Genomic DNA, 22006 nt, shown 5'->3' with positions numbered 1-22006 from the left:
GATCCGACGCGTTCGCGCCAGCATCCGTGTCGTCGGCGCGACCGGCCGAGTGCAGCCTTGCCGCGATCGGCTGGCTGAATGCATGGCGCTGCGAGATCGCCGGCTTGGAGAGAGTCTGCAGCTCGATGCCGAGTGATCCCGCACAAAGATGAGCGACACGGCGATCGTGCCGAAGCAAATCTCCGCGGCCCAATCGGGACGCGCGGTTCGCGACCACGGCCCGCAAATCGCAAGATAGGAAACGCCGCGCTCAGCCGCTCATCGCGTCCTGGGCGGCGGACGCGCTCGAGCGCTTCTTCTTGTTCTTGCCCTTGATGAACTGGATGTCCATCTCCGCGCCGTTTACGCGCACGAGTTCGCAGCGGCGGTAGGCAAGCCCGGTCGACGATAGGAGCAGGAAGAATTCCTTGAGATTGAGCCCCTGGATCGAGCCTTCGACCGTCAGCACAGCATCGTTGTCGGATATGGCATTCAGCTGGCAGTCGCGCCGCCACGTGCCGTCGATACCCATGATGCAGACGTCATAACCCCGGCTGAAGGTGACGCGCTCCGTACCTTTGTTTTCGTCAGACATCGTCGTGTCCTGACCTTTCAGTGTCCTGCGAAGCTGGCCATTTTCTGCAGCCCGCCCAATCCGGCCGCGCTCTTGGCGGACGCAGCGAGGTTCGGCCGATACAGCCCGCGCCGTTCCGCGAGCGGTTTGAAGACGTCCGTCAGCCCGACCACGGTTTCCGCCGCGCCCAGCACCAGGAATCCGTCCGGCTCCATCGATTTGGCCAGCCGGCCGAAGATGTTGATCTTGGTATCCTGGTCGAAATAGATCAGAACGTTGCGGCAGAAGATCACGTCGAACGTGCCGAGCTGGGAGAAATCGTTCAACAAGTTGAACTGGCGGTGCTGGACCATGGCGCGGATCTCGGGATTGATCTGCCAGAGCTCGCTGACCTGCTTGAAATATTTGACCAGAAGCTGGATCGGCAGGCCGCGCTGCACCTCGAACTGACTGTAGAGACCGGCCCTGGACTTCTCCAGCACCTCCTGGGAAAGGTCGGTGGAGAGGATCTCGATCCGCCAGCCGCTGACGGCGGCTCCCATCTCCTTCAGGCACATTGCCAGCGAATACGGCTCCTGACCGGTCGACCCCGCCGCGCACCAGATCCGCAGAGACTTGCGGCTGGTACGCGCACGCAGGAGCTCGGGCACGATCACTTCGCGGAAATGATCGAACGGCACCTTGTCGCGAAAGAAGAAGGTCTCGTTGGTGGTCATGGCCTCGACCACCTGATTGATCAGGCTGCTCGGTCCGTCCTTCAGTTTGTGGACTAGCTCGGCGATGCCGGGCAGTCCGGCTTTGCGCGCCAGAGGAAGCAGACGGCTCTCGATCAGGTACTGCTTGTCGGCAGATAGATCGAGACCGGATTTGTCCCGGAGCAACTTGCGCAGGAAATCATAATCGGGCTGGTTCACGGGTGGCCTCTTCTGGGCAAATCGGGAATCACGCGGATGGCTGGAGCGGATCTGATGTTCGCAACCTGCCTCCCAGACGGCGTGCGAACATTGCAATCGAACCGCTAGCTGGACATGGCCTGAAACAGGCCGACCTCCTCGAACTTGGCGGAGACGATGTCCTTATCGAACGGCTTCATGATGTACTCATTGGCGCCGGCATTCAGCGCGCGCGAGATATGATCGATGTCATTCTCGGTGGTGCAGAACACCACTTTGGGCTGCTCGCCTCCCGGCAGGAGCCGCAATTTGCCCAGGAAGTCGTAGCCATCCATCACCGGCATGTTCCAGTCGAGCAGGACGGCGTCGGGCAGGCGGCTCTTGCAGAGCTCCAGTGCCTGCTCGCCGTCTTCGGCCTCGACGACCTCGAACCCCATCTCTTCCAGAATGCGCCGGGCGATCTTGCGCACGACGCTGGAGTCATCGACAACCAAGCACGTTCTCATCACTTTCTACTCCCCGCTGGGACAATGACTGGCGAATCGATCAGGCGGCGAGCGCCGCCTTCGGCAGCATATCGAGCACGCGATCGACATCGAGGATGACCATGAGCTGGCCGTCGAGGCGGTGGACGCCGCCGGCGAGCTTGGCCATGCGCGGATCGAGATTGACCGGGTTCTCCTCGCGGCCATCCTCGGGCAGCCGCAGCACCTCGCCGATCTGGTCGATCAGGAGGCCATAGGACTCGCCGCGCAGGTCGACGCCGACCGCCATCGGCGGCTTGCCGTCGTCGGCCTTGGCAAGGCCGAGCCGCGCGCGCATGTCGATCACGGTGACGATGCGGCCGCGCAGGTTCAGGACGCCCGCGATCTCCACCGAGGACAGCGGCACCCGCGTCAGCCGTTCCGGCATGAACACGTCCTGCACCCGCGAGATCGACAATCCGAACAGCTGGCCGCCGATCACGGCGGTGACATACTCGGCAACCGCGCCGTCGCTGGTTTCGGTCTTGATGCTCATCTTAACGCTACTCCTTGAGGCGGCTGCGGTTAGGCGGCCTGCTTGGCGGCTTCGGCGCGGGCCTGCTCTTCGACCTGTTCCTTCAGCGCCGCGATCAGCCCCGGACGGTCGAACTTGGCGATGTAGTCGTAGAACCCGGCCTGGCGGCCGCGCTCGATCGCCGCCGGCGACACCAGCGAGGACACCGCGATCACAGGCAGATGGTGCAGGTGCTGATCGGCGCGGATGGTCTCGGCGAACTCGAAGCCGTTCATCTCCGGCATCTCGATGTCGGTGACGACGATGTTGTAGCTCTGGCCCGAGCGCAGCGCCGCCAGCCCCTCGATCGCCGAGCTTGCGGTGCGCACCTTGTAGCCCGCCGACTTCAGCACCGGCGCCAGCATGTTGCGGAAGAACGGCGAGTCGTCGACCAGGAGTACCGACTGCGTCTGCGCCTCGGTGGCCATCTCCTTGCGGATGAACCAGTCGGCGAACGCCATCGGCAGGAAGTGGCCGACGTCGATCACTTCGGTGGCCTGGCCCTTGATCACCGCCGAGCCGAGAATGCCGTCGCGGGAGCCGGAGACCTGGATGTGGAGGCGCTCCTCGACGATGTCGATGATCTCGTCGACCACGAGGCCCATGGCGCGGGTCTCGTCGGCGAACACCAGGATCGGCTGCGAACCCGAGGTCTGGACCGAGACGCCCTCCATCTGCACCAGCGGCATCAGCTGATCGCGGTACTGCACCATGTAGCGGCCGTTACTGATCTCGATCTTGTCGGCCGCGATCTCTTCCAGCCGCGTGACCAGCGCCAGCGGCACCGCCTTGGGCTGCGCCGTGCCGGCGCGGAACACCAACAGCGAGGTGAGCTGCTCGCCGGTGGTGGCGTGATGCAGCGCATGCTCGTCGGCGACGCCTTGCGAGGCCGAGCCGGCGGCGCCGAGCGCTTTCGCAATGCCGTTCGGATCGATGATCATGATCACGGCGCCGTCGCCCAGGATGGTGTTGCCGGAGAACATGTCGATGTGGCGCAGCTTGGTCGACATCGGCTTGACCACGATCTCCTCGGTGTGGAACACGCCGTCGACCACGATGCCGAAGGTCTGGCTGCCGACCTGGGTCACCACGATGAAGCCGTTCTCCGGATCCGAGGACGAGCCGTCGTCGATCCGCAACAGCTTCTTCAGGTGCATCAAGGGCAGCAGCTTGTTGCGCAGGCGCAAGACCGCGGTGTCCTTGATGCGCTCGATGCGGTGCTCGGAATTGGCGCGCGCCCGCACCAGTTCGACCACCGCCAATTGCGGGATCGCGAAGCGGTCGCCGCCGGCCTCGACGATCAGCGCCGAGACGATGGCGAGCGTCAGCGGGATCTTGATGGTGACCGAGGTGCCTTCGCCGGCCACCGACTTGATGTCGATGGTGCCGCCGATCTGGTCGATATTGGTGCGCACCACGTCCATGCCGACGCCGCGGCCCGACACCGAGGTGATGGCGGCGGCGGTCGAGAAGCCCGGCTCGAAGATGAATTTGTGGATCTGGGCTTCCGTCATCTTCTCGAGCTCGGCCTCGCTGACGAGGCCGTTGCCGAGCGCCTTGGCCTTGATCCGCTCGGTGTTGAGCCCGCGGCCGTTGTCGGCGATGCAGATGATGATGTGGCCGCCTTCATGATAGGCGGACAGGCGGATGGTGCCCTGCTCCGGCTTGCCCGCGGCGGCACGCTCGGCGGTGGTCTCCAGGCCATGATCGGCGGAGTTGCGCACCATGTGGGTGAGCGGATCCTTGATCAGGTCGAGCACCTGGCGGTCGAGCTCGGTGTCGGCGCCGTGCATCTCGAGCTCGATCTGCTTGCCGAGCTCGGTGGCGAGATCGCGGACGATGCGCGGCAGCTTCTGCCAGGCATTGCCGATCGGCTGCATGCGCGTCTTCATGACGCCTTCCTGCAGCTCGGCGGTGACGTTGGACAGCCGCTGCAGCGGCACCTTGAACTCGGTGTCCTCGTTGCGACGGGCGATCTCGAGCAATTGGTTGCGGGTCAGGACCAGCTCGGAGACCATCGTCATCAGATGTTCGAGCGTGTCGACATTGACGCGGATCGACTGGTTGGCGACCTTGTCGCTCTCCTGAACCTCGGTTTCGGCGGCGGCCTTGCTGAGCCGCGAGGGCTTGGCGTCTTTCTTCGGCTCGGCCTTGGCGGCCTCGGTCTTTGCGTCGGTCTTGGCGGCGGGTGCTGGGGCGACGGGCTTCGCCTGCTCATGCGCGGCCGGCACTTCGATCGCGGTCTCGCGGAAGGCGCGCTCCAATTCGTCGAGCGAGACTTCGCCCGGACGCAGCGGCCGCTCCAAGGTCTGATCGATCAGCGTGCCCTTCGCGACCGCCGGCTCCACCGCTGCAGGTGCCGCCGCCTCGGCTGGCGCTCCGCCCGCCGCCATGGCCGCCATGCCGCGCTCGACCATCGCCTCGAGCTCATCGATGAGGTCGCGATCGGCGCCTTCGGGCTCGGCCTCGGTCGCCTCGAGCTGTCCCAGAATGTCTTTGATCCGGTCGATCGTGGTCAGGATCAAGGTCACGGCCTCGCCGGTCACCGGCATGCCGTCGCGGAACTTGCCCATCAAGGTCTCGGCGGCGTGCGCCAGCGCTTCCAGCCGCGGCAGGCCGAGGAAGCCGCAGGTCCCCTTGATCGTGTGCACCAAACGGAAAATGTTATCCAGGATCTTGGCGTTGTTCGGCTCCTGCTCGAACCGCACCAGCTGATTGTCGACAGTGTCCAGGCTTTCGCTGGTCTCCGTCAAAAACTCACGCAACAGATCATCCATCAGACTGTGCCTTCCAAGAAATGGCGTTGCGGCTACCGAGCAATCGCTATTCTGTTGGCATGTCCGGCAGCATGCCCCGCGCTCTCATCAGGCCGGGATGGGTGAGCCGTCGCGGCTGCCGCTTGGCTGAGCTCAACGGGCTTCCCTGCTTGCAAGCGTTAGGCTTTCGCTTTCTCTGTCCCGTTAATTTCGTGATCCGTTCAACTACGGAGGCTCGCTCCGTCGGTAGTCGTTGTGACCAACGCGCCGGACCGATCGGTCCTGAACGTCGCGTTCGGTGCGCCTCGCTCCACCGGCCCTCTCAGAAGCGCGATACCGACTTCACTACGGCCCAAGAGTCAGGTCTCAGGAATCCGGATCAAGGGTTCGAGGGAGAATTGGCCGCAGAGGGATCAGCCGGACGATGGCCGTCTCATCAGGCCGAAGGCGGCGGGGTTGCCCCCGCCGCCTGGTTTTGCATCAGCCTGACAGCGCTGCTTAGCGCAGCAGCTGCAGCACGCTCGCCTGCGACTGGTTGGCGAGCGAGAGCGCGGACACCGCGATCGACTGGCGGGTCGACAGCGCCTGGCTGTTGGCCGCTTCCTGGTTGGTGTCGGCCAGCGTCAGGTTGGACGAGCCGGTCTGCAGCACGTTGATCAGGTTCTTGTTGAAGTCCTGACGGACCTGCACGATCGACAGGTTCGAACCGAGCGTTGAGGCCTCCGACCGCAACGACGAGCTGGCGTTGTTGAGGACGTTGAGAACCTTGTTCGCCGACGAGTTGTCGAGGAAGTCGGTGCCCGAAGTCAGGTTGCTCAAGCCAAGGCCGGTGCTGTTGAAGTTCACGCCGGTGATCGACAGCGTCGACTTGCCGGTCTCGTTGAACGTCAGCTTCAGCGTGTCGCCGTTCAACAGGTTGATGCCGTTGAAGGAGGCGTCGGCAGCGGTCGTGTTGATCTGCGCGAGCACGTTGTTGTACTGCGCAACCAGGCTGGCCCGGGTGGCCTGCGAGGTCGGATCGGCAACCGGGGCGTTCGCGGTCAAACCGGTGAAGGCCGTACCGCCGCTGACCGCGCCGATCGTGAAGGACGCCGCGTCGTTGGTCGTGGTGATCGAGATCTTGCCCGTCGAGTCGACCGAGGCCTGCAGGTTGTTGGCGGCAAGGGCCGTGTTGAGGTCGTTCAACGAGTTGACCTTGCCCGTCCCGATACCGAAGGTGATACTGGTCGGTGTGCCACCGCCCGTAGCTGCGATACTGAGCGTCTGGCCGGCCAAGCCATCGCCGACCTGGGTGAGGCCGAGCTTCGCCAGAGCGCCGGTCGAGCCTGACAGCGTGAGACCGGAGGCCGGAGGCGTCAGGGTGATGGCGCCCGTTGCGCTGATCGAGGCGGAGACGCCGGTCGACGTCTGGATTGCCGACAGCAGGTTGCCGACGGTGTCGCCGACACCGATCGAGGTGCCGGACGAGGTCGAGCCCGCGATGAACGTGAAGGTGGTGCCGTTCACGGTCAGCGTGTCGGTGGTGGTGAAGCCGGTGGCGAGGTCGTTCGAGGTGCTGCTGGCGGTGCCCGACAGCTTGGTGGAGCTGGTGATCGCAGCCGGGGTCGTATTGTCGTTGAGGACGTTCGTGCCGGTGACGGCGCTGGTGGAAGCCCCGAGCAGGGTGCTGGCAGTCGCGCCGGTCAGCGCGGCCGTGGTCACGGTCGACTTGGTGGAGTAGCCGACCGAGGTCTGCAGCACCTGGTTGGCGATCGACTTGGCGCTATCGACCAGCTTCTGCAGCGAGGTGATGCCGGTGTTGGCGGCCTGCAGCACCTGCACGCCGTTGCCGATACCATCGAGCAGATTGGAGATGTCGCTGGCCCGGTTGTTGAGGCCCTGCGCGGTGAAGAAGTTGGTCGGATTGTCGAGAGCCGAGTTGACCTTGTTACCGGTAGCAAGGTTGTTCTGGGTGGTGGCGAGAAGCTGAGCCGTCGACTGCAGCGAGAGCAGATTCTGGCGCACCGACGCCGAGAGTACGATACCTGACATTGTCATTCCCTTCTGGATGAACACAGTTGAATACCGCCGCACAGTTCTGTCGGCGATGCGCCAGACTGGTCCGCGGACTCCTACCCGTTCGTTAAACGGAGTTCCGCATATCCGAAGAGAAGGGGGGCTGCCGTCGTTATCCCTAACTGCCGCCTAATCGGTTCGATCCAATTTGGTTCACGCGCGTTGGACGCGCCGAAGCTCAGCTTCGCGGCAGAATGAGACGATCAATTCCTTAGTGTTGTTGAGTTGCTTGTTAGCGCGCCGCTAACCATGCAAACCGGTATCGGCGCGCGGCAACGAAATCTCGACCCGCGTCTCCGGCCCCGCAGGCTCCTCGACTGTCAGGCCCCCATTCGATCGTCTGACGAAGTCATCGACCATTCCGATTTGTGAAACGAACCGGGAGGAGACCCCGGCAGCATCGGCCCTCAGCGATATCACCACGCAATTGCTTGCGCGCCGGCCCGCGGCGATCGTCTCCGAACGCCCCGCCTCGAAGCGAAGCGAGCCGCCCTCCGGCATGCTCTTCCCCGCGGCGATGCCGAGACACAACAGCGCCGCCAGAAGCTGGCCTGCATCGGCAAAAGCCGCTGGCGTCTCGGTCGCCACCTGCGTCGTGATCTCGATCTGCGTTCCCAGCGTGGGGCGAAGCAGCCGGCCGGCGTCTGTCAGAAGCTCGTCGATATCAACCCGGCACGGTTGAGGCGGCCGGCCCTGAGCGAAAGCCAAGAGCTGCGACGTCAGTCTTGCACCGCGACTCGCGGCCTCGTCGATCAACCGAGCGACAGCTGCAAGCTCGGGCCGGTCCGCCACGGCGTGCGCGAGTATGTCGATCGTTCCGGTAATGACCGTCAGGACATTGTTGAAGTCGTGAAGAATGCCGCCAGCGACCTGTCCGACGAGCGCCATGCCTTCGCTCTGACTCATCGGCGTCGGCGCGCCGGCATCCGCACCGCCACGGGGCGAAAGCCGATCGGATGTCTGTTGCTGAGACGATATCGCCATTGTTCGCATGACCTTCTTGGACTCGACGAACCAACGACACAACGGGAAATTCCCTGCAGCGCAGGCTGCGGATTGATCCCAAGGAACTCCAAATCGAACGCAAACGAGACTCAATCCGCGCGGCCGTCATTCATTCGCAAACGCCCGAAGGCGGGGACCACATCCGCGTGCGAGATGTCGCACTCACATCACGCGGTCACGGCGCGGCGGGACCGGCTTCATTACCGAGATCGGCTGCGCCGCCCGACATGCGGGGCGTGACCTGCTCAGCGACCAGCAACGAATCAGCACGCCCGTTTACTCTCGGACGCGACGCCTCACTCTGTCAAATACACCGCAGACGAAGTGACTCGCTCGGCAAGATGCAGCCTCTACGACCATGAATCTCGACGTCCGCACCATGGCTGCGCCGCCCCGGATCGCTTTCATGCCGAGGCACCGGCTGTTGACCGCAGTCGCTCCTCCGTACGCGAATGATGATCGCGCCGGACCACGCCCATCAAGGCTCGACGGGGAGCCCTGCCGGACCGCCTCTGAGCAACTGCACAATAGCTCCAGCCAGTTCGGAACGGCTTTCCACCAGGTCCCAACCGGTCTTTTCCGGCCGATTTTCTCTTGTCAGAACAACGTCCAGGATTCATTCTGTGGGGCGGTCAGCGTGCATTGTCGGCGGTCCGGAGCCGCGGTACCAGCTAAGCAGGAGATCTGATTTTGGACACGGGCTCGCGCTCTCCGAATGGCTTTCTGTCGGCGCTGACTGAGGATGATTTCGAATTGATCCGCCCCCATTTGCGGGTGGTCGATCTGCTCCAGGATTCGACTCTGGCCGAAGTCGGCGAAACGGTCGAACGCGCCTATTTCCCCCATCGCGGCGTGATTTCGCTCGTGGTCAATCTCTCACGCGGGGAGCGCGTGCAGGTCGCGATGATCGGGCGCGACAGCATCTTCGGTTCGGTGTCGGCGCTCACCGACGAGCCCCTTGCACTCAACAGCGCCGTCGTGACGGTTGCGGGCGTCGCGAGCGCGCTCGATATCGACCGCCTCCGCGCCGCGGCGGATCAAAGCCGCACCTTCCGCAACCTGCTCGCCAGACATGCACTCGCGATCTATGTGCAAAGTCAGCAGACCGCGGGCTGCAACGCGGCGCATACGGTCGAGTCTCGCCTGGCGCGCTGTCTCGTGCAAACCTACGACCTGTCCGGCGGCAGCAAGCTCTATCTGACTCAGGAATCACTCGCGCATATGATCGGCGCCCGTCGCAACAGCGTATCGCTGGTCGCGAGCACATTGCAGCAGGCGAACTTCATTCACTACAGCCGAGGCCACATCGATATCATCGATCTGGAAGGCCTGAAGAAGACCGCCTGCGAGTGTTACGCGGCAGTCAAGATGCAGTACGACCGTCTGGTACGGCGGCGTGACCGGTCCTGAAGGCACAGCGAAGGCTCGCTTCCCTCCCGCTGCACATCCGTATAATTACGGCACGCTGGCGGACCAGTTCCGAAACGCGCTTCAGTTCCTAGCAACTACTTTGCGGACCAATTCCAAAGTCCGCAGTGGCGCTCCGATTCCGACGCTCGCGTCCTGTCACGCTTCATTTGTAAAGTTCGGAACGCCAAGCGCATAGAAAATCATTGAAGCTGGCGCAGCTTCGACGACGTACCGACGACGAATGCGCGGAGGATTTGATCGCAACTTCGAATTCACCGCACGAGAGATCCAAACAATTGTCGGAGACGGCATTAACGCGCTGTTCAATGGGCAATGATAATTGTCGTCTGCTGACGAGCGCGAGTCCGAAGGGTGACGTACCCTCTTCGTGCTGAGTATCTCGCCCGTGTTCGGCTTTGGCGAAGCGAGCGGAGTGGATTCACATGGCTTTTGATCTGTCGATGCCGATCTTGGTGGTGGATGACTACGCCACGATGATCCGTATCATCCGCAACCTGCTGAAGCAGCTGGGATTCGAGAATGTCGACGATGCCAACGATGGATCGGCCGCACTTTCCAAGATGCAGGCCAAGAAATACGGGCTGGTGATCTCCGACTGGAACATGGAACCGATGACGGGCTACGACCTCCTGCGGGAGGTTCGCGCCAGCCCCGAGCTATCGAAGACGCCGTTCATCATGATCACGGCGGAATCCAAGACCGAGAACGTCATCGCCGCCAAAAAAGCCGGCGTGAGCAATTACATCGTCAAGCCGTTCAATGCGGCGACGCTCAAGACCAAGATGGAAGCCGTGTTCGGCCCGGCCGAATAGCTCCCGCTGAAGCGGGAGCGCATCCGGATCGGACGGGAGGCATATTCGCTAAAGAGCACCGGAACATTCGGCTACCTCGGAGGCTTCGCCCCGGTTCTGCAGAGACGCGCGAGACGGTTCGCGAAACAGAATTATGCGGCGCTGCCGGGCCGCATCGACGGGGCCCACCGTGCCGGACGCGTGCAGGAGCCGCGACAACCGGCTCCAACCTAACGGTCGGCGCGCTCGTCCTGACGTTCAAAACCCTGCCGTACTTATACGGCTCTCGATTTTCATAAACGGCTAATCATGACTTGCGACACTCCCGCGAACACATAGGAGATGTGTCCATGTTTACATTCGAAACAGCTGACCAGAAGGAAGTCAGGCGTTTTCGCATCGCGCAGTTCAACGGCAGACCGGCGACTGTTAAGTCCGGCGGCGTGACCATCACGGGCCATGTGCGATCGGTGATGGAGAACGAAGCCAGCATCCCGCCGCGCTGGACCATCACCATCATTCCGATGCCGCCCAAGCCAGAGGCTCCGCTGCGCCCCACCTCGCGCGTTCGCCCCTTCGCGGAGGACTATTTCTAGTGCGGCGCCGGAGTCCTCTAGCGGGACGCTAGCCTCGGTTCTGGCGTTCGTATCATCTTGCAACGCGCCTGTTTACGAAGGTCAGAACCAAATAACGCCCGCCTCAGTCCAAGGGATAGAGCAAGGCGGCACGGACCAGTTCGGCAGTGTTGCGTGCGCCGAGCTTGCGCATCGCTTCGGCCCGATGGCTCTCGAACGTTCGCGGGCTGATTCTCATGCGCAGCGCACCCTGCTTGTTGGAATGGCCTTCGCTGATGAGCTTCAGCACTTCACGTTCGCGCGGCGTCAGCGGCTTCTGCTGGCGTGGAGACGAGATCGCGCCGCCATGCGGCGGTGCGCAGTTGCGATCGGCAACCTGCGGCGCTCCCGCTAGGGCCGGCGCGGGAGAGCCGGAGATCTGGCGAACCAACGCACAAACTCGCTCGGTCTGTTCGACCGCATTGTCCACGATCGTCTGCAGGTAGCGCCGCTCGGTGCGAGTATGTGCGATCTTCTCGCTTTGCTGCTTGATCTCGCCCATATACAGCATGAGCGCCATCAGCGAGCCATTGAGCTGACGTGCAAGCGCAGCGGCGCTCAGCTCGCCGCTCGACAGATGGGGCAGCGCAGTTACGTTGTCGTCCGAGCAGTTCCGGCTCCCGCCCAAAGGGCTGCGATCAGCCGGCTGCTCAGACAGAGCCGGCACGGGACGTTCGTCGACGATGCTCTTGCTCGGTTGCGACATGTCCGCACTGTGCGCGAAAACATGCTTAACGAGCGTTAACTTGCCGCTCCGTATTACTACGGGTCCTCCCGCAAACCCCTGCAAATTCATGGATATTTTCGCGCCCTGGTTGCGGCCCGCAGCCACTCCCACCCGCGAGATCGCAATGCCGTAAACAGCTGCGACCGTCCGCGCTCGCCGGTGCGGTCCGTATCAATGCCTCCAGGTCGATGAGCCCTTCAGAGCGATGAGCGCGGAGATCGATGAGCCTTGGACGAGGTCCATCTACGCGCTTGGATTAATCGAGCGCGAACAATTTTGTGATTGTATCAGCCATTCTCGCCCCGGAGGCGAGCCTGCCAGCCGTTCCGAACCAATCCAGACCTCAATGGGACCGATCGACCGGATCTGGGAGTTTCTGCAGCGGCTATCGCCGCTGACACGTAGCTGTCTGCTCAGCGAACTCGAGCGCCTGGAGATGAACGGGGTAGAGATGCCGGGCTCAGCCGACATCCAGGCCCGCCTGCGCGCGGAGTTCCGCAAGGACGGAACCACCCAACATCGGACCTCGAACCCGTCGCGATACTTCTTTATGCCGCTCGAGCCGCTCCTGGTCGACGGCTCGCCCGAGCACGCCAATTCGGGGCGCATCGCGCGCAGCTCGCTGGCGCCGATCTGGGAATGGATCAGCCGCGACCTGCTGCCGACCATGGCCCGCGACTACAACGCCCAGATGAAGGATCTGATCGCGTACGACAAGCAGCGCGAGCTTCGCCAGGTCGCCAATGCGTTCCAGACCAAGGTGACGAAATCCTTGGAGGGCGTGCTGGCGCGGCCCGATGGAGCCGAGCAGGTGCGCAGCAAGCTCAAAGCCTATACGGCCGCTCCCTCCGTGTTCAACGATGTGACGAAGCTGATGCGGGTCCTCCAGGCGCGCGAGGAACTGGCGAGGTTCAACGACACGCTGCCCGAGCGGATCGTCGAATTCGATGATCCGCAGATCAAGAAGATGACCAACCTGCTGGACGGCTTTCGCAAGAAAAGCCCGGAGGCGGTCCCGTTCGCGCTCGCGCTGGTCGCCAAGCGATTGAAGGAGCCTTGGCAGTTATTGCGCCTTGCCACCAAGGCAGCCCCGAGCAAGAACGCGGCCGATGTCGCCGCGACCCCCTATGCGATCGCGGTATCGATGGCGCTCGACCAGCTGGAGGGCAAACGGCTGGCACTTCGGATGGCCTTGAAGAACAACCGCGTGGTCGTGGCCAAGGAGATCCTGACCGACATCTACAACACCGAATATGCCATGCAGGTGCGGATCGATCGGATCGAGGATTCCGACTGGGGCAGGCGGCTGCAGAGCATCATGCAGGCGATCGAGACCATGGTTGCAGCCGAGGTGAGCCGGTTCCCGGAGGAGGTCGGTCATGTGCTGGGATCGCGGCGGCTCCGCAGCTACCGTTCGCTCGGCGGCCGGCTGACCTATCTCGCCTACAAGGGACGTGATGCGATTCAGGACGGAGCCACCTTCTGCAAGCGGTTGATCGGTCAACACTCCTAACTGCAACGGAGGCTTTGCCGGTGCAGTCCGGACCCGATCACCGATCGATCCGCTCCGAAACGCGATCACGAGCGCCGTCGCCACCCTAGAAACGTGTCCAGGAACCGCCCGGAAAACACGAATCTGAGCCACCAATAGGCCAGTCGTCGTGTCGTCATCAGGTCTACCTCGTCGCCACGTCGGGCGCCTCATCGATATCGCAGCGCGCAGCGGTCGCGTGTGAGTTGCTTCACATTTGCCGGAGAGGCGCCGGTCGGCCAACCTTTGCGGTTTACAGGCCGGCGCCTCGCATCGATGATCGCGAGCCGCTGGCTTGCGACTGCGACATCCGGAGGCATGAGATGAGACCGACAAGAGCTTTGCTGACCGCGCTCGCCGTGCTGATATCGGGTGCAATTTTCAGTTCCAGCAGCATCGCACAGGCGCCGCCGGCCAGCACCGCCACGCCGACGCCGGACAATGCCGTGCTGCTGACGGTGTTCTTCAAGCACGACCAGTCGCGCCCCTTAAGCGAGCTGAATGCGCAGCTGGAGAAGCAGGGCTTCTACAAGGCGTTCCCGCCTCCGGGCGTCGAGGTCGTGAGTTGGTATGTGATGATGGGAATCGGACAGGTGGTGACGTTGCGTCTTCCGGCATCCCGGCTGCGTGAAGTCAACCGCATCCTGGAAGATACCGCCTGGGGCGCCTATCGCACCGAATTCTATCCGACCTATGACTACAAGGCGGTCGGGCTCGCGGCGCATGACAAGGCCGCGCAATAGCCGCCGTTATTGCAACCAGCCCGGCGTGACATGCGATGTCCCCTCCTCATTCACTGTGCGCAATCCTTCCCTGTAACGATCTCGACGCGTCCGAGAGGTTCTATCGGCGGCTGGGTTTCACCCGGGCCGATCAACCTCGCGATGGGATGGCCGACGAGTACCGTATGTTGTCGGACGGCAAAGGCGCGTCGCTGCATCTCACCCGGGCCGAACCGGAATGGCTGATCCCGGGCCGCAATCCCTTCGGGCTTTATCTTTATGTCGATGACGTCGACGCGCTGGCGGCCGAATTCCGCGGCGAGACGGTCGAGCCGAACGGCGCGGAAAACAAGCCCTGGGGTATGTACGAATTCTCGTTGTCGGATCCGGATCAAACGCTGGTGCGAGTCGGACGGCCGCAGCGACTTTCGGATCGAACGGCGTGATGCGTTCGGCAATCACACGTCGATCCAGTGGATGAGATCGGCCGAGCCTCTCGTCGCCGCTAATCCTTGACCATCCGCTCGCGCGCCGATTTGAAGCCGGCGACGAAGCGCGCCAGCGTCTCCGACGTCTTGCCTCGCGGCAGCATCACTTCGATCAGAGAAAACTGGCCGCGCCGTTGCACGGCCCGATCCAGCGCCACGGCAAGCTCACCGCGCGTCGCCACACGCTCGCCAACCCCGCCGATCGCGTTGGCGACCTCCGCAAAATGCCAATCATCGAGATTGTTGAAGCGCGATTCCGGCTGGAACACCCGCAGCATTTCCCAGCTGCAATTGTTGAACAGCACCACAATGGGGTCGAGGCCATAGCGGCGGCAATTGCCAAGCTCCCAGCCGGTCATCTGGAAGGCGCCGTCGCCAACCAGGATCAGCGGCCGCAGCCCCGTGGCGGCAACACCGAGGCCGGCGGGCACGCCGAAACCCATGCCGGCATAATAGCCGGGCGCGGCCAGCGCGGTGTTGTCGATCTCCATCGCCGTGAACAGGCAATCGCCGATATCCGACGTCATCGGCATCTTGCCGTAGCGGTCGAACAGGTCGTTGATTGCGGTCGCGACGTCGGACGGCGCGAGCAGCTGATCGTCGTGGGGCAAGTTGCGCGGATAGACCGAACGCTGCCGCGGCAGGCCGGTGCGCGGAGGTTGCGGCGTAGCGTGGCTCTCCAGCGCGGCGATCAGATCGGCAAGCGGCATGTCGCGATAGACATGATGGCCGATCTGCACCTCGCGGCTCGAGGCCATGATGGTTCGGCGCGGGTCCGGCGCCCGGTTCGACAGCGCGAAATTGGTGTCGGAGAGGATGACCCCGAGCATCAGGACGAGATCGGCCTCCTCCACCACGCGCGTGATCGCTGGATCGCCCGCGGCGCCAAGATAGGTGCCGGCGACGACGTCGTCGGCCTGATCGAGCAGACCACGCCCCATGAAGGTCGTCACCAGGGGAACGTTGAGCTTGCGCGCCAGCGACGCGATCTTGTCTTCGACGCCATAACGGCGGATCTCGACATCGACCACGATGACCGGCGCCGACGCACGTTCGACACGTGCAAGGATCTCCTCGACGCATTCGCGGAGCGCCTCGAGATCGGCCCGCCGGGCCGGCAGCGGCACCACCGTCTCGACCTCGGCATCGACCATGTCGCGCGGAAACTCCAGATAGACCGGCAAGGACATTTCCCGAGCACTCCGCAGGACCCGCGCGATCTGCGCCGGCGCGGTCGCGGGATCGTTCAGCACCGCCTGATCGCAGGTGATCTCCTTGAACACGGCGAGCTGGGTGTCGATGGTGCGCGCCTGGTGATGCAAGAGGAAGCCGGAGACCCGCTCACGCGCGCCGGGCGCGCCGGCAATCACCACCACAGGCGATCGCTCGGCGTAGGCACCCGCGATCGAATTCACCAGATTGAAGGCGCCAGCGCCATAGGTCACGACGGCGACGCCGAGACCACCATGATAACGCGCGGATGCGTCCGCGGCGAAACCGACCGCCGGCTCATGACTCAAGGTGAAGCTCGGCAGGATGTTGCTTTCCTCGATCACCTTGAACAGCGGCAGAACAAAATCGCCGGGAATGCCGAAGATCTCGCGGGCACCGTGATCCTTCAGAGCCGAGAGAAGCGCGTAGGAAAGAGCAGGCATCGAATGTCCTGAGATAGCTCGTTGCGACGGTGCTCCACGATGCGCCGCTCACGGCCGACGCGCAAGAGCCGCGACCGGCCGGCAGAAGCGCCCAGCCCTCGCATCCGCATGGCACGACTGAACCAAACGGTCGAACAGGTCTTGTTGCTCCGGAGGATCCGACCATGAGTAGCAAGCGAGCAACTCGCCCCCGCGGACGGCAACCCGCCGACCGCTCCCCGCGCCGACCTCGCGAAAGACGATTAGGATGCAGCGTTGCATGAGAGACAACGGCATCCGTGCCAGGATTGCGTGCGACGCCATCTTCCGGGGCTATAGGCATGGCACGGCCGTGCCGTCACTCAACTGGCCGGTCGAAGCTTCCTGCACACCGCGCGCGATCTCATGACCGGCATGGCTGGCGACGTCCGCTATAGTCGAGATAGGTCTCGCTTTTGGGATCGTAACTGCGGAAGTGAAGGCAGCCGGGCCGGTCGCGGCGGCTCATGCGCGATCCCACGTCGTTCTGTTGCGGCATGTCCGTGCGCTTGTTTTCCGGACCTGTCTGTTGCGGCTGGACCGTCGCAGCTTGCGACGCCTTGAGCGCATCCTTCCCCGGAGAAGCAGCCACAGCCGCGCTCGAAGCAGGCGGAGCTTTCGATTCTGATGGCGCGGACGCCTCCTCCGTCCCTCTGTGACGTGCGATCAGGTCCTTGCACGCAAAGGGAAACACCATATTCCCCGCCGCGGTGACTCCGATCGGCATGCATCCTCCCGGTGGCGGCTCCCCAAGCGCGGCGCCGGGACCACCGGCAGCGCCATTATTGACCGAGCCAGTGGTCTGGGCAGCCCCATGGCTCACGATCAGAAGCAGCTGGCAGGCAATGCCAACGCAAACCTTTGTCTTGAAAAACAAATCAACGCCCCACGCGGTACTCTACTTGCCACCCGGAAAAGGGATGGCGGACCTTCCTACCCTGTCGCCGAAATTTTGGCACCTCTTTGTGGCAAAACGATCTCTTCCACCCGCCGGAATTCGCATCGAGAAAGGCGGGACGCCGCACCGATGCCCGCTCTGCGCGTGCTCCGATCCGAAATTGATGCCGACCGCCGACGCATGCGCGGACAAACCGATCGGGCTTTATCGTTTGCCGCGTCAGCCTGCGATATCGAGGGTTGCGACCGCATAGCCATGCCGGATCGTGCGGTCGAGCACCGGATCGATGATCTCGAAGTCGAAACGCTCGGCCGGGCGAATGCCACCCTTGGCGGCAAAGGTGCCGCCGAACATCGCGGCGCCCTCAGGCAAGCCGGCATCGCCATAGCGTCGGGCAATCAGGTCCTCCGGCGCCAGCATGGCGTCGAGCCGGCCCTCCTGATAGAGCTCCCGCGTGCCATCGATGGTCGCGTATGCGCGCAGCAGGATGCGGTCCCAATGCGCTGAAATCTCGTCGTAACGCCACAGCTCCGGCGCGACAGGCTTGTCGCACATCTGCTTCGACACCGTGATGTTGTAGGTCTCGACCTTGCGGTCGGTGTGATCGGAGCCGACGCCGACATAGAGCGTGCCGCCGGAACGAAGCAGCACGAATTCGACCTCGCCGCTCGAGTCGCCACCGCTCACCTGGATCGTATCAGCCGTGGTCAGGCGGCTCGCTGCGACTTCATAGTAGATCGGCGTGGATGCGGGCCGCGGGATGCCGAGTGCCTCGAGCTCCGCTATATGCTTATCGCGCGCGACAGGATCTCGTCCGGTCCAGCCGGCGATCACCAGGCGATCGACCGCAATGCGCCGTTTCGACGCGCTCTTATCCTGGTGAACCGTGAACTCGATCGTCGTCCCGCTCATCGCATCGCCTTTCCACTTGCCTCTAAGCCCGGTCTCTCCGTCCTGGCCGCGGGAACCCGGCTCGCGCGCCGCCGTTGTCGCAAAGGACAGAAGGAGCGTTGCGATGGCCGACAACAGGGATCCGAAGCAGAAACAGCCGGGCGAGAAGGATGCCGGAAAGTATCACTACAATCCGGGCAACCAGTCGGGCAAGGTCGCCGACATCGTCAAGCCGGAAACCGAGCGCGCCAACAACCGCGATCGGATCGAGAATCGCGACGAGCCCCACGGCCGTTAGGTTCGAATAGCCGGTTCAGGCACGCTCGCCTTCGAGGAGAAAGGCAAGGGCGTCCTCGCAGGGCGCCTCGACCTTGAGCGCGAGGAGATCGTCGGCGCGGGTGCGGCCGAGATTGACGGCAGCGATCGGAACGCCGCGCCTGGCCGCAGCCTGCACGAAGCGAAAGCCGGAATAGACCATCAGCGAGGAGCCGACGATCAGCATGGCATCGGCGTCATCGAGTTGCGCCAGCGCCGTGGCGACGACATCGCGCGGCACGTTTTCGCCGAAGAACACGACATCCGGCTTGAGCACGCCGCCGCAGGCCGCGCACGCCGGCACAACGAAGCAGGAAAAATCCGCGCGCTCCAAGTCGGCATCGCCGTCCGGCGCAGCGGCGGCGTCCAGCGCGAGCCAATCCGGATTGGCCCCCGCGAGCGTGGTTTGGAAATCCTGGCGTGACGTCAGCGCACCGCAGCCCATGCACCTGACACGATCAAGCCGGCCATGCAGGTCGATCACCGCGCGGTGGCCTGCGGCCTGATGCAGGCGGTCGACATTCTGGGTGACGAGCAGGCGGCAGCTGCCCTGCGCCTCCAGCCGCGCCAGCGCGTGGTGAGTAGAGTTCGGCCGCGCCAAGCCGAAGCGCTGCCAGCCGATCAGGCTCCGCGCCCAATAACGCTGCCGGGTCAACTGCTCGCCGATGAAGGCCTGGAAGCTGACGGGCTGCGTCCGCTTCCAGTTGCCCAGCCGGTCACGATAATCGGGGATGCCGGAATTGGTGCTGCACCCTGCTCCGGTCAGCACGAACAGGTTCGGATGCCGACCGATGAAATCCTCGAGTGCACGCTGTTCGACCATGTCGCATGATCTAGGCGGCTTTCGCACGATTGCCAGGGCGGTAACAGGAGATGTCCCGACGGCCGCAAGGGATGTCTTCCGGCCGCCATCGACGGGACTGGTTCAGCCCGGTTACTTGTCCTTGCGCAGGAGGCATACGACGCGGCCGAGCGTTTGCACCCTGCCGGCTGCGATCGGCGTCTCGATTTCGTGCCTGAGGGCCTCGGCGGCCTTATTGCAGAGCTGCTCGGTGGAGAAGGTCTGGATCTGCTGCGTGGTCGGCTGGGTTGGACTGCCATAGACGATCCATTGCAGCGAAACGAAAAGGACCCATTCCATCAGAAGCTCCAGTCAACGGTTCAAATCGAAATGCTAATTCGCTAGGCTCGAGGCCCGGCTCGCGAACATGGGTGAAGAATGCAATTGAAAGTGGCGGAGCTCTTGGTCGTAGGCTCAGCCTGCCCGCGCTGGTCCAATCCGGGGTGTCTGCCCGCCGCGATGCATCAGGCAATCTGGTGCGCGACACCGGGTCATATTCACCCGCAGGTGTCAATCAGGGATCAGCGAACAATTGTTCAATCAGGAATGCGCCGGCCCGGCCGTCCATCGCCAATCGCCGGACAATCGAACGGCGCTGAGCACGACGTGGTTGGGCGGCCGATCAACGTGAAAACGGCGCGCGGACGCGGGCCCCTCACCACCAGATCATCGGCCGGTCCGGGGCGCCGCAAACCACCGCGCGGCGGTAGCGCACGCCCCGTGGCGTCTCGACTGCGACGCGCTTGATGCAACCGGGGTAGATCGCGAGATTATAGTGGAACGGAGTAGCCGCGAACGACCCATGGAGCCGACACAGCTGGCTGAGATCGGGGCCGCATTCCGTGAGCGGATAGAGGCCTCGCGCGGATGCCTGGCTCGACAGAGCTGCCAACGCCGCGATGGCGACAGCGGCGATCCTGGTGACGTTCGACATCGGGTAGTCCCTCGCCCAGAGTTTCAACGATTGCTAAAGCACCATAGACTGGAACAATAGGGTTCGCCAACCTGCTCCTCGATTTCGACCACAACGCCTTGCTGCGATCCGTCCTACCTCGGCAGGGGCAGTGCCTTCAGCACCGCTCTCACAATGACCGGCGCAGCAAGCCAGATATTTCAATGTCCGGTATTTCAATCATGATGCGACTTCCGGCGAAGGACCGATGGATCGGCCGACCACCGACATGACCAGTGACACTCCGAAACAGGACGAAAAGGGCGCCATCTCGCCGTTCGGCCAGGAGATCGAGTTCGCCCTGATTCTCCAGAAGATGATCAACGTGGTGAAGGATGATCCGGCGCAGATGCGGCTGGCGATCTACGAGTTCGCGCGGGCCCGGCTGAAGATCGACGCAGCCGACACCACCGATGCCGAGCGCGGGCGGATGGCGGAGGCGCTGGAAACCGCGATCAAAGGGGTCGAGCGGTTCTCGCTCCGCGACGATGACCTCCTGCGCCTGCCCGCCGCTGCCGAGAGCCAGGGCGACAAACTGCTGCCAACGACATCGACGGGCATTGAGACCGTGGAGCTGACCGAAACCTCCATGGTGCCCATCGATCCGCCGATCCAGGACATCCTGGTCCCGGAACGGGTGTCGGTCTACCGGGACGCTCGGGTGCGGGAGGTTCGCAGGCCATCACGGTCGGCGCGGCTCGCGCGCGCGGGCATCGCCGGCCTGCTGGTGCTGGCAGGTGGCGTCCTATTGATGTCCTTTCGCCACCAGTTGACAGCCTTGGGCGACCGCCTGGCTCTCTTCCATGCGCCAGTCCGGCCGATCGCCGAACCCGGCACGCCTCCGGCGCCAGCGGCCAATAACGCGCCTGCTGCACCGTCAGCCGCCTCGCTGGCGCCTGCTGCACCCGTAGTACCAGCCGTGCCGCAGCCCCCGTTTCCCGTTCCCACTGATTACGGCGTCTACGCCCTGATCAACGATGAGCTGGTCGAGCTGCAACAGCTCACCGAGCGAGTCCCCGACAAGCGGATCGCGATATCGACGCCGGTCACTCAGCCAAGCCACACCACGCTCGCCGACGGGCGGGCCAAATTCATCGTCTATCGGCGAGACATGGCCGACACCGCGCCGGACCGGATGGATGTGCGGGTGGTCGGTCGGGTGGTGCGGGCGCTCTCGTTCGATGCGAAGGGCAAGCCGGTCTTCTCCGCCGTCACCGACGCATGGAATATCCGCAGTATCGCTTATGAGTATCGGGTCAGGCCGGTGCCGGGAAAACCCGAGATGCTGCTGGTGCAGCCGGAGAAACCTGACTTCGTCCTGCCTGCAGGACGCTACGCGCTCGTTCTGAAGGACCGCGGCTACGACTTCACCATCAGCGGGGCCATAACTGACCCCGCACAATGCCTTGAGCGAACGGACGCTGCGAACGGGGTGTTTTACTCAGCCTGTCAAAAGCCTTAACCGAACGCTCGCCTGCCGGCGCGTCCGAGGCGTCATCGAAGGCCGGAAACTGCGCCGGACGCAGGACGGCGCGAATCACCAAGCCCGCGAGATAGCTGCTTTGCAGGATCGTCTGCGCGATCATGACGATCGCAGCGGTCCAAAGGAAGGTGAAGCCGGCCTGCAGGGAAAAACCGATCGACAGCAGAAACACAACCGTGACGTGCACTAAAAGAATCTTCAGTCGGGACGTGAGTCCGGCGGCGAGTCCCAAGATCGCCAATACAAGGGCCGCGTACCCCATAAGCAACGTCCCTCCCGTTCGCCGTGATTCGAACTTCACACATGCGGCGCACGTCGCCGCGATGCCGCCTCATATGAGAGATACCCA

Annotated in this window: 23 protein-coding genes; 8 read left to right on the top strand and 15 right to left on the bottom strand. The window is 63.4% G+C overall.

All coding sequences use genetic code 11. The annotated features are described in order from the left end of the window. Positions 1–250 precede the first annotated feature (250 nt). The 7 genes from QX071_RS04975 to QX071_RS04945 form a co-directional block, all read right to left on the bottom strand. Positions 251–574 (bottom strand): PilZ domain-containing protein, encoded by a 324-nt coding sequence (locus QX071_RS04975; RefSeq protein WP_315701988.1) that lies wholly within the window; start codon positions 572–574, stop codon positions 251–253. Positions 575–591: 17 nt separating this feature from the next. After that, positions 592–1467 (bottom strand): protein-glutamate O-methyltransferase CheR, encoded by an 876-nt coding sequence (locus QX071_RS04970; protein WP_315701989.1) that lies wholly within the window; start codon positions 1465–1467, stop codon positions 592–594. 104 nt (positions 1468–1571) lie between these two features. Beyond that, positions 1572–1952, bottom strand: a complete 381-nt coding sequence (locus QX071_RS04965; protein ID WP_315701990.1) for a response regulator — start codon at positions 1950–1952, stop codon at positions 1572–1574. A gap of 40 nt (positions 1953–1992) precedes the next feature. Beyond that, complete coding sequence (locus QX071_RS04960) at positions 1993–2466, bottom strand: chemotaxis protein CheW (protein WP_315701991.1); 474 nt, start codon at positions 2464–2466, stop codon at positions 1993–1995. Between the two features lie 29 nt (positions 2467–2495). Beyond that, complete coding sequence (locus QX071_RS04955; protein ID WP_315701266.1) at positions 2496–5261, bottom strand: hybrid sensor histidine kinase/response regulator; 2766 nt, start codon at positions 5259–5261, stop codon at positions 2496–2498. A gap of 477 nt (positions 5262–5738) precedes the next feature. Further along, the gene (locus QX071_RS04950; RefSeq protein ID WP_315701992.1) at positions 5739–7271 is read right to left on the bottom strand and encodes a flagellin; all 1533 of its coding nucleotides are present in this window, start codon (positions 7269–7271) and stop codon (positions 5739–5741) included. A 267-nt stretch (positions 7272–7538) separates the two neighbouring features. Further along, positions 7539–8183 (bottom strand): histidine kinase, encoded by a 645-nt coding sequence (locus QX071_RS04945; RefSeq protein ID WP_315701993.1) that lies wholly within the window; start codon positions 8181–8183, stop codon positions 7539–7541. An 807-nt stretch (positions 8184–8990) separates the two neighbouring features. Between QX071_RS04945 and QX071_RS04940 the strand changes: the two genes are divergently transcribed. From QX071_RS04940 to QX071_RS04930, 3 genes are all read left to right on the top strand, one after another. After that, positions 8991–9710, top strand: a complete 720-nt coding sequence (locus tag QX071_RS04940) for a Crp/Fnr family transcriptional regulator (RefSeq protein ID WP_315701994.1) — start codon at positions 8991–8993, stop codon at positions 9708–9710. 443 nt (positions 9711–10153) lie between these two features. Further along, a complete protein-coding gene (locus QX071_RS04935) occupies positions 10154–10543 on the top strand; it encodes a response regulator (protein WP_315701995.1) in 390 nt (129 codons plus the stop codon). A 329-nt stretch (positions 10544–10872) separates the two neighbouring features. Continuing rightward, positions 10873–11118 carry a hypothetical protein gene (locus QX071_RS04930; protein ID WP_315701996.1) on the top strand — a complete coding sequence of 82 codons (246 nt, stop codon included), beginning with the start codon at positions 10873–10875 and terminating at the stop codon, positions 11116–11118. Between the two features lie 103 nt (positions 11119–11221). Here the strand turns inward: QX071_RS04930 and QX071_RS04925 are convergent, their stop codons facing one another. Further along, the gene (locus QX071_RS04925) at positions 11222–11842 is read right to left on the bottom strand and encodes a LuxR C-terminal-related transcriptional regulator (RefSeq protein ID WP_315703122.1); all 621 of its coding nucleotides are present in this window, start codon (positions 11840–11842) and stop codon (positions 11222–11224) included. A gap of 367 nt (positions 11843–12209) precedes the next feature. Between QX071_RS04925 and QX071_RS04920 the strand changes: the two genes are divergently transcribed. The 3 genes from QX071_RS04920 (at position 12210) to QX071_RS04910 (ending at position 14562) form a co-directional block, all read left to right on the top strand. Further along, positions 12210–13376 (top strand): hypothetical protein, encoded by a 1167-nt coding sequence (locus tag QX071_RS04920; protein ID WP_315701997.1) that lies wholly within the window; start codon positions 12210–12212, stop codon positions 13374–13376. 341 nt (positions 13377–13717) lie between these two features. Then, a complete protein-coding gene (locus QX071_RS04915; RefSeq protein ID WP_315701998.1) occupies positions 13718–14137 on the top strand; it encodes a hypothetical protein in 420 nt (139 codons plus the stop codon). Positions 14138–14172: 35 nt separating this feature from the next. Then, a complete protein-coding gene (locus tag QX071_RS04910) occupies positions 14173–14562 on the top strand; it encodes a VOC family protein (protein ID WP_409977473.1) in 390 nt (129 codons plus the stop codon). A 59-nt stretch (positions 14563–14621) separates the two neighbouring features. On the opposite strand, the gene ipdC is transcribed toward QX071_RS04910, so the two are convergent. The 3 genes from ipdC to QX071_RS04900 form a co-directional block, all read right to left on the bottom strand. Next, positions 14622–16259: an indolepyruvate/phenylpyruvate decarboxylase gene (gene ipdC / locus QX071_RS04905; protein WP_315702000.1), complete on the bottom strand. Its 1638-nt coding sequence runs from the start codon at positions 16257–16259 to the stop codon at positions 14622–14624. Between the two features lie 382 nt (positions 16260–16641). Continuing rightward, entirely contained in the window at positions 16642–16746 is a 105-nt protein-coding gene (locus tag QX071_RS34010; protein ID WP_409977483.1) for a BA14K family protein, read from the bottom strand. Positions 16747–17394: 648 nt separating this feature from the next. Further along, positions 17395–18087 carry a DUF2848 domain-containing protein gene (locus QX071_RS04900; protein ID WP_315702001.1) on the bottom strand — a complete coding sequence of 231 codons (693 nt, stop codon included), beginning with the start codon at positions 18085–18087 and terminating at the stop codon, positions 17395–17397. A 103-nt stretch (positions 18088–18190) separates the two neighbouring features. Here QX071_RS04900 and QX071_RS04895 point away from each other — a divergent pair, with 103 nt between their 5' ends. Next, positions 18191–18364, top strand: coding sequence for a hypothetical protein (locus tag QX071_RS04895; protein WP_315702002.1), 174 nt, complete (start codon positions 18191–18193; stop codon positions 18362–18364). Positions 18365–18379: 15 nt separating this feature from the next. Here QX071_RS04895 and QX071_RS04890 read toward each other — a convergent pair whose 3' ends face one another. The 3 genes from QX071_RS04890 to QX071_RS04880 form a co-directional block, all read right to left on the bottom strand. Beyond that, positions 18380–19204: an NAD-dependent protein deacetylase gene (locus QX071_RS04890; protein ID WP_315702003.1), complete on the bottom strand. Its 825-nt coding sequence runs from the start codon at positions 19202–19204 to the stop codon at positions 18380–18382. A 111-nt stretch (positions 19205–19315) separates the two neighbouring features. Then, entirely contained in the window at positions 19316–19522 is a 207-nt protein-coding gene (locus QX071_RS04885; protein WP_315702004.1) for a hypothetical protein, read from the bottom strand. 355 nt (positions 19523–19877) lie between these two features. Beyond that, positions 19878–20156, bottom strand: coding sequence for a hypothetical protein (locus QX071_RS04880; protein WP_315702005.1), 279 nt, complete (start codon positions 20154–20156; stop codon positions 19878–19880). 226 nt (positions 20157–20382) lie between these two features. Here QX071_RS04880 and QX071_RS04875 point away from each other — a divergent pair, with 226 nt between their 5' ends. Continuing rightward, the gene (locus QX071_RS04875) at positions 20383–21636 is read left to right on the top strand and encodes a hypothetical protein (RefSeq protein WP_315702006.1); all 1254 of its coding nucleotides are present in this window, start codon (positions 20383–20385) and stop codon (positions 21634–21636) included. Here the strand turns inward: QX071_RS04875 and QX071_RS04870 are convergent. Then, a complete protein-coding gene (locus tag QX071_RS04870; RefSeq protein ID WP_315702007.1) occupies positions 21548–21919 on the bottom strand; it encodes a hypothetical protein in 372 nt (123 codons plus the stop codon). The genes QX071_RS04875 and QX071_RS04870 overlap by 89 nt on opposite strands. Positions 21920–22006: the final 87 nt, after the last annotated feature.

This window comes from Bradyrhizobium sp. SZCCHNS1022 (assembly GCF_032484835.1).
GTDB lineage: Bacteria > Pseudomonadota > Alphaproteobacteria > Rhizobiales > Xanthobacteraceae > Bradyrhizobium.
This window is presented reverse-complemented; position numbering and strand designations above follow the sequence as displayed.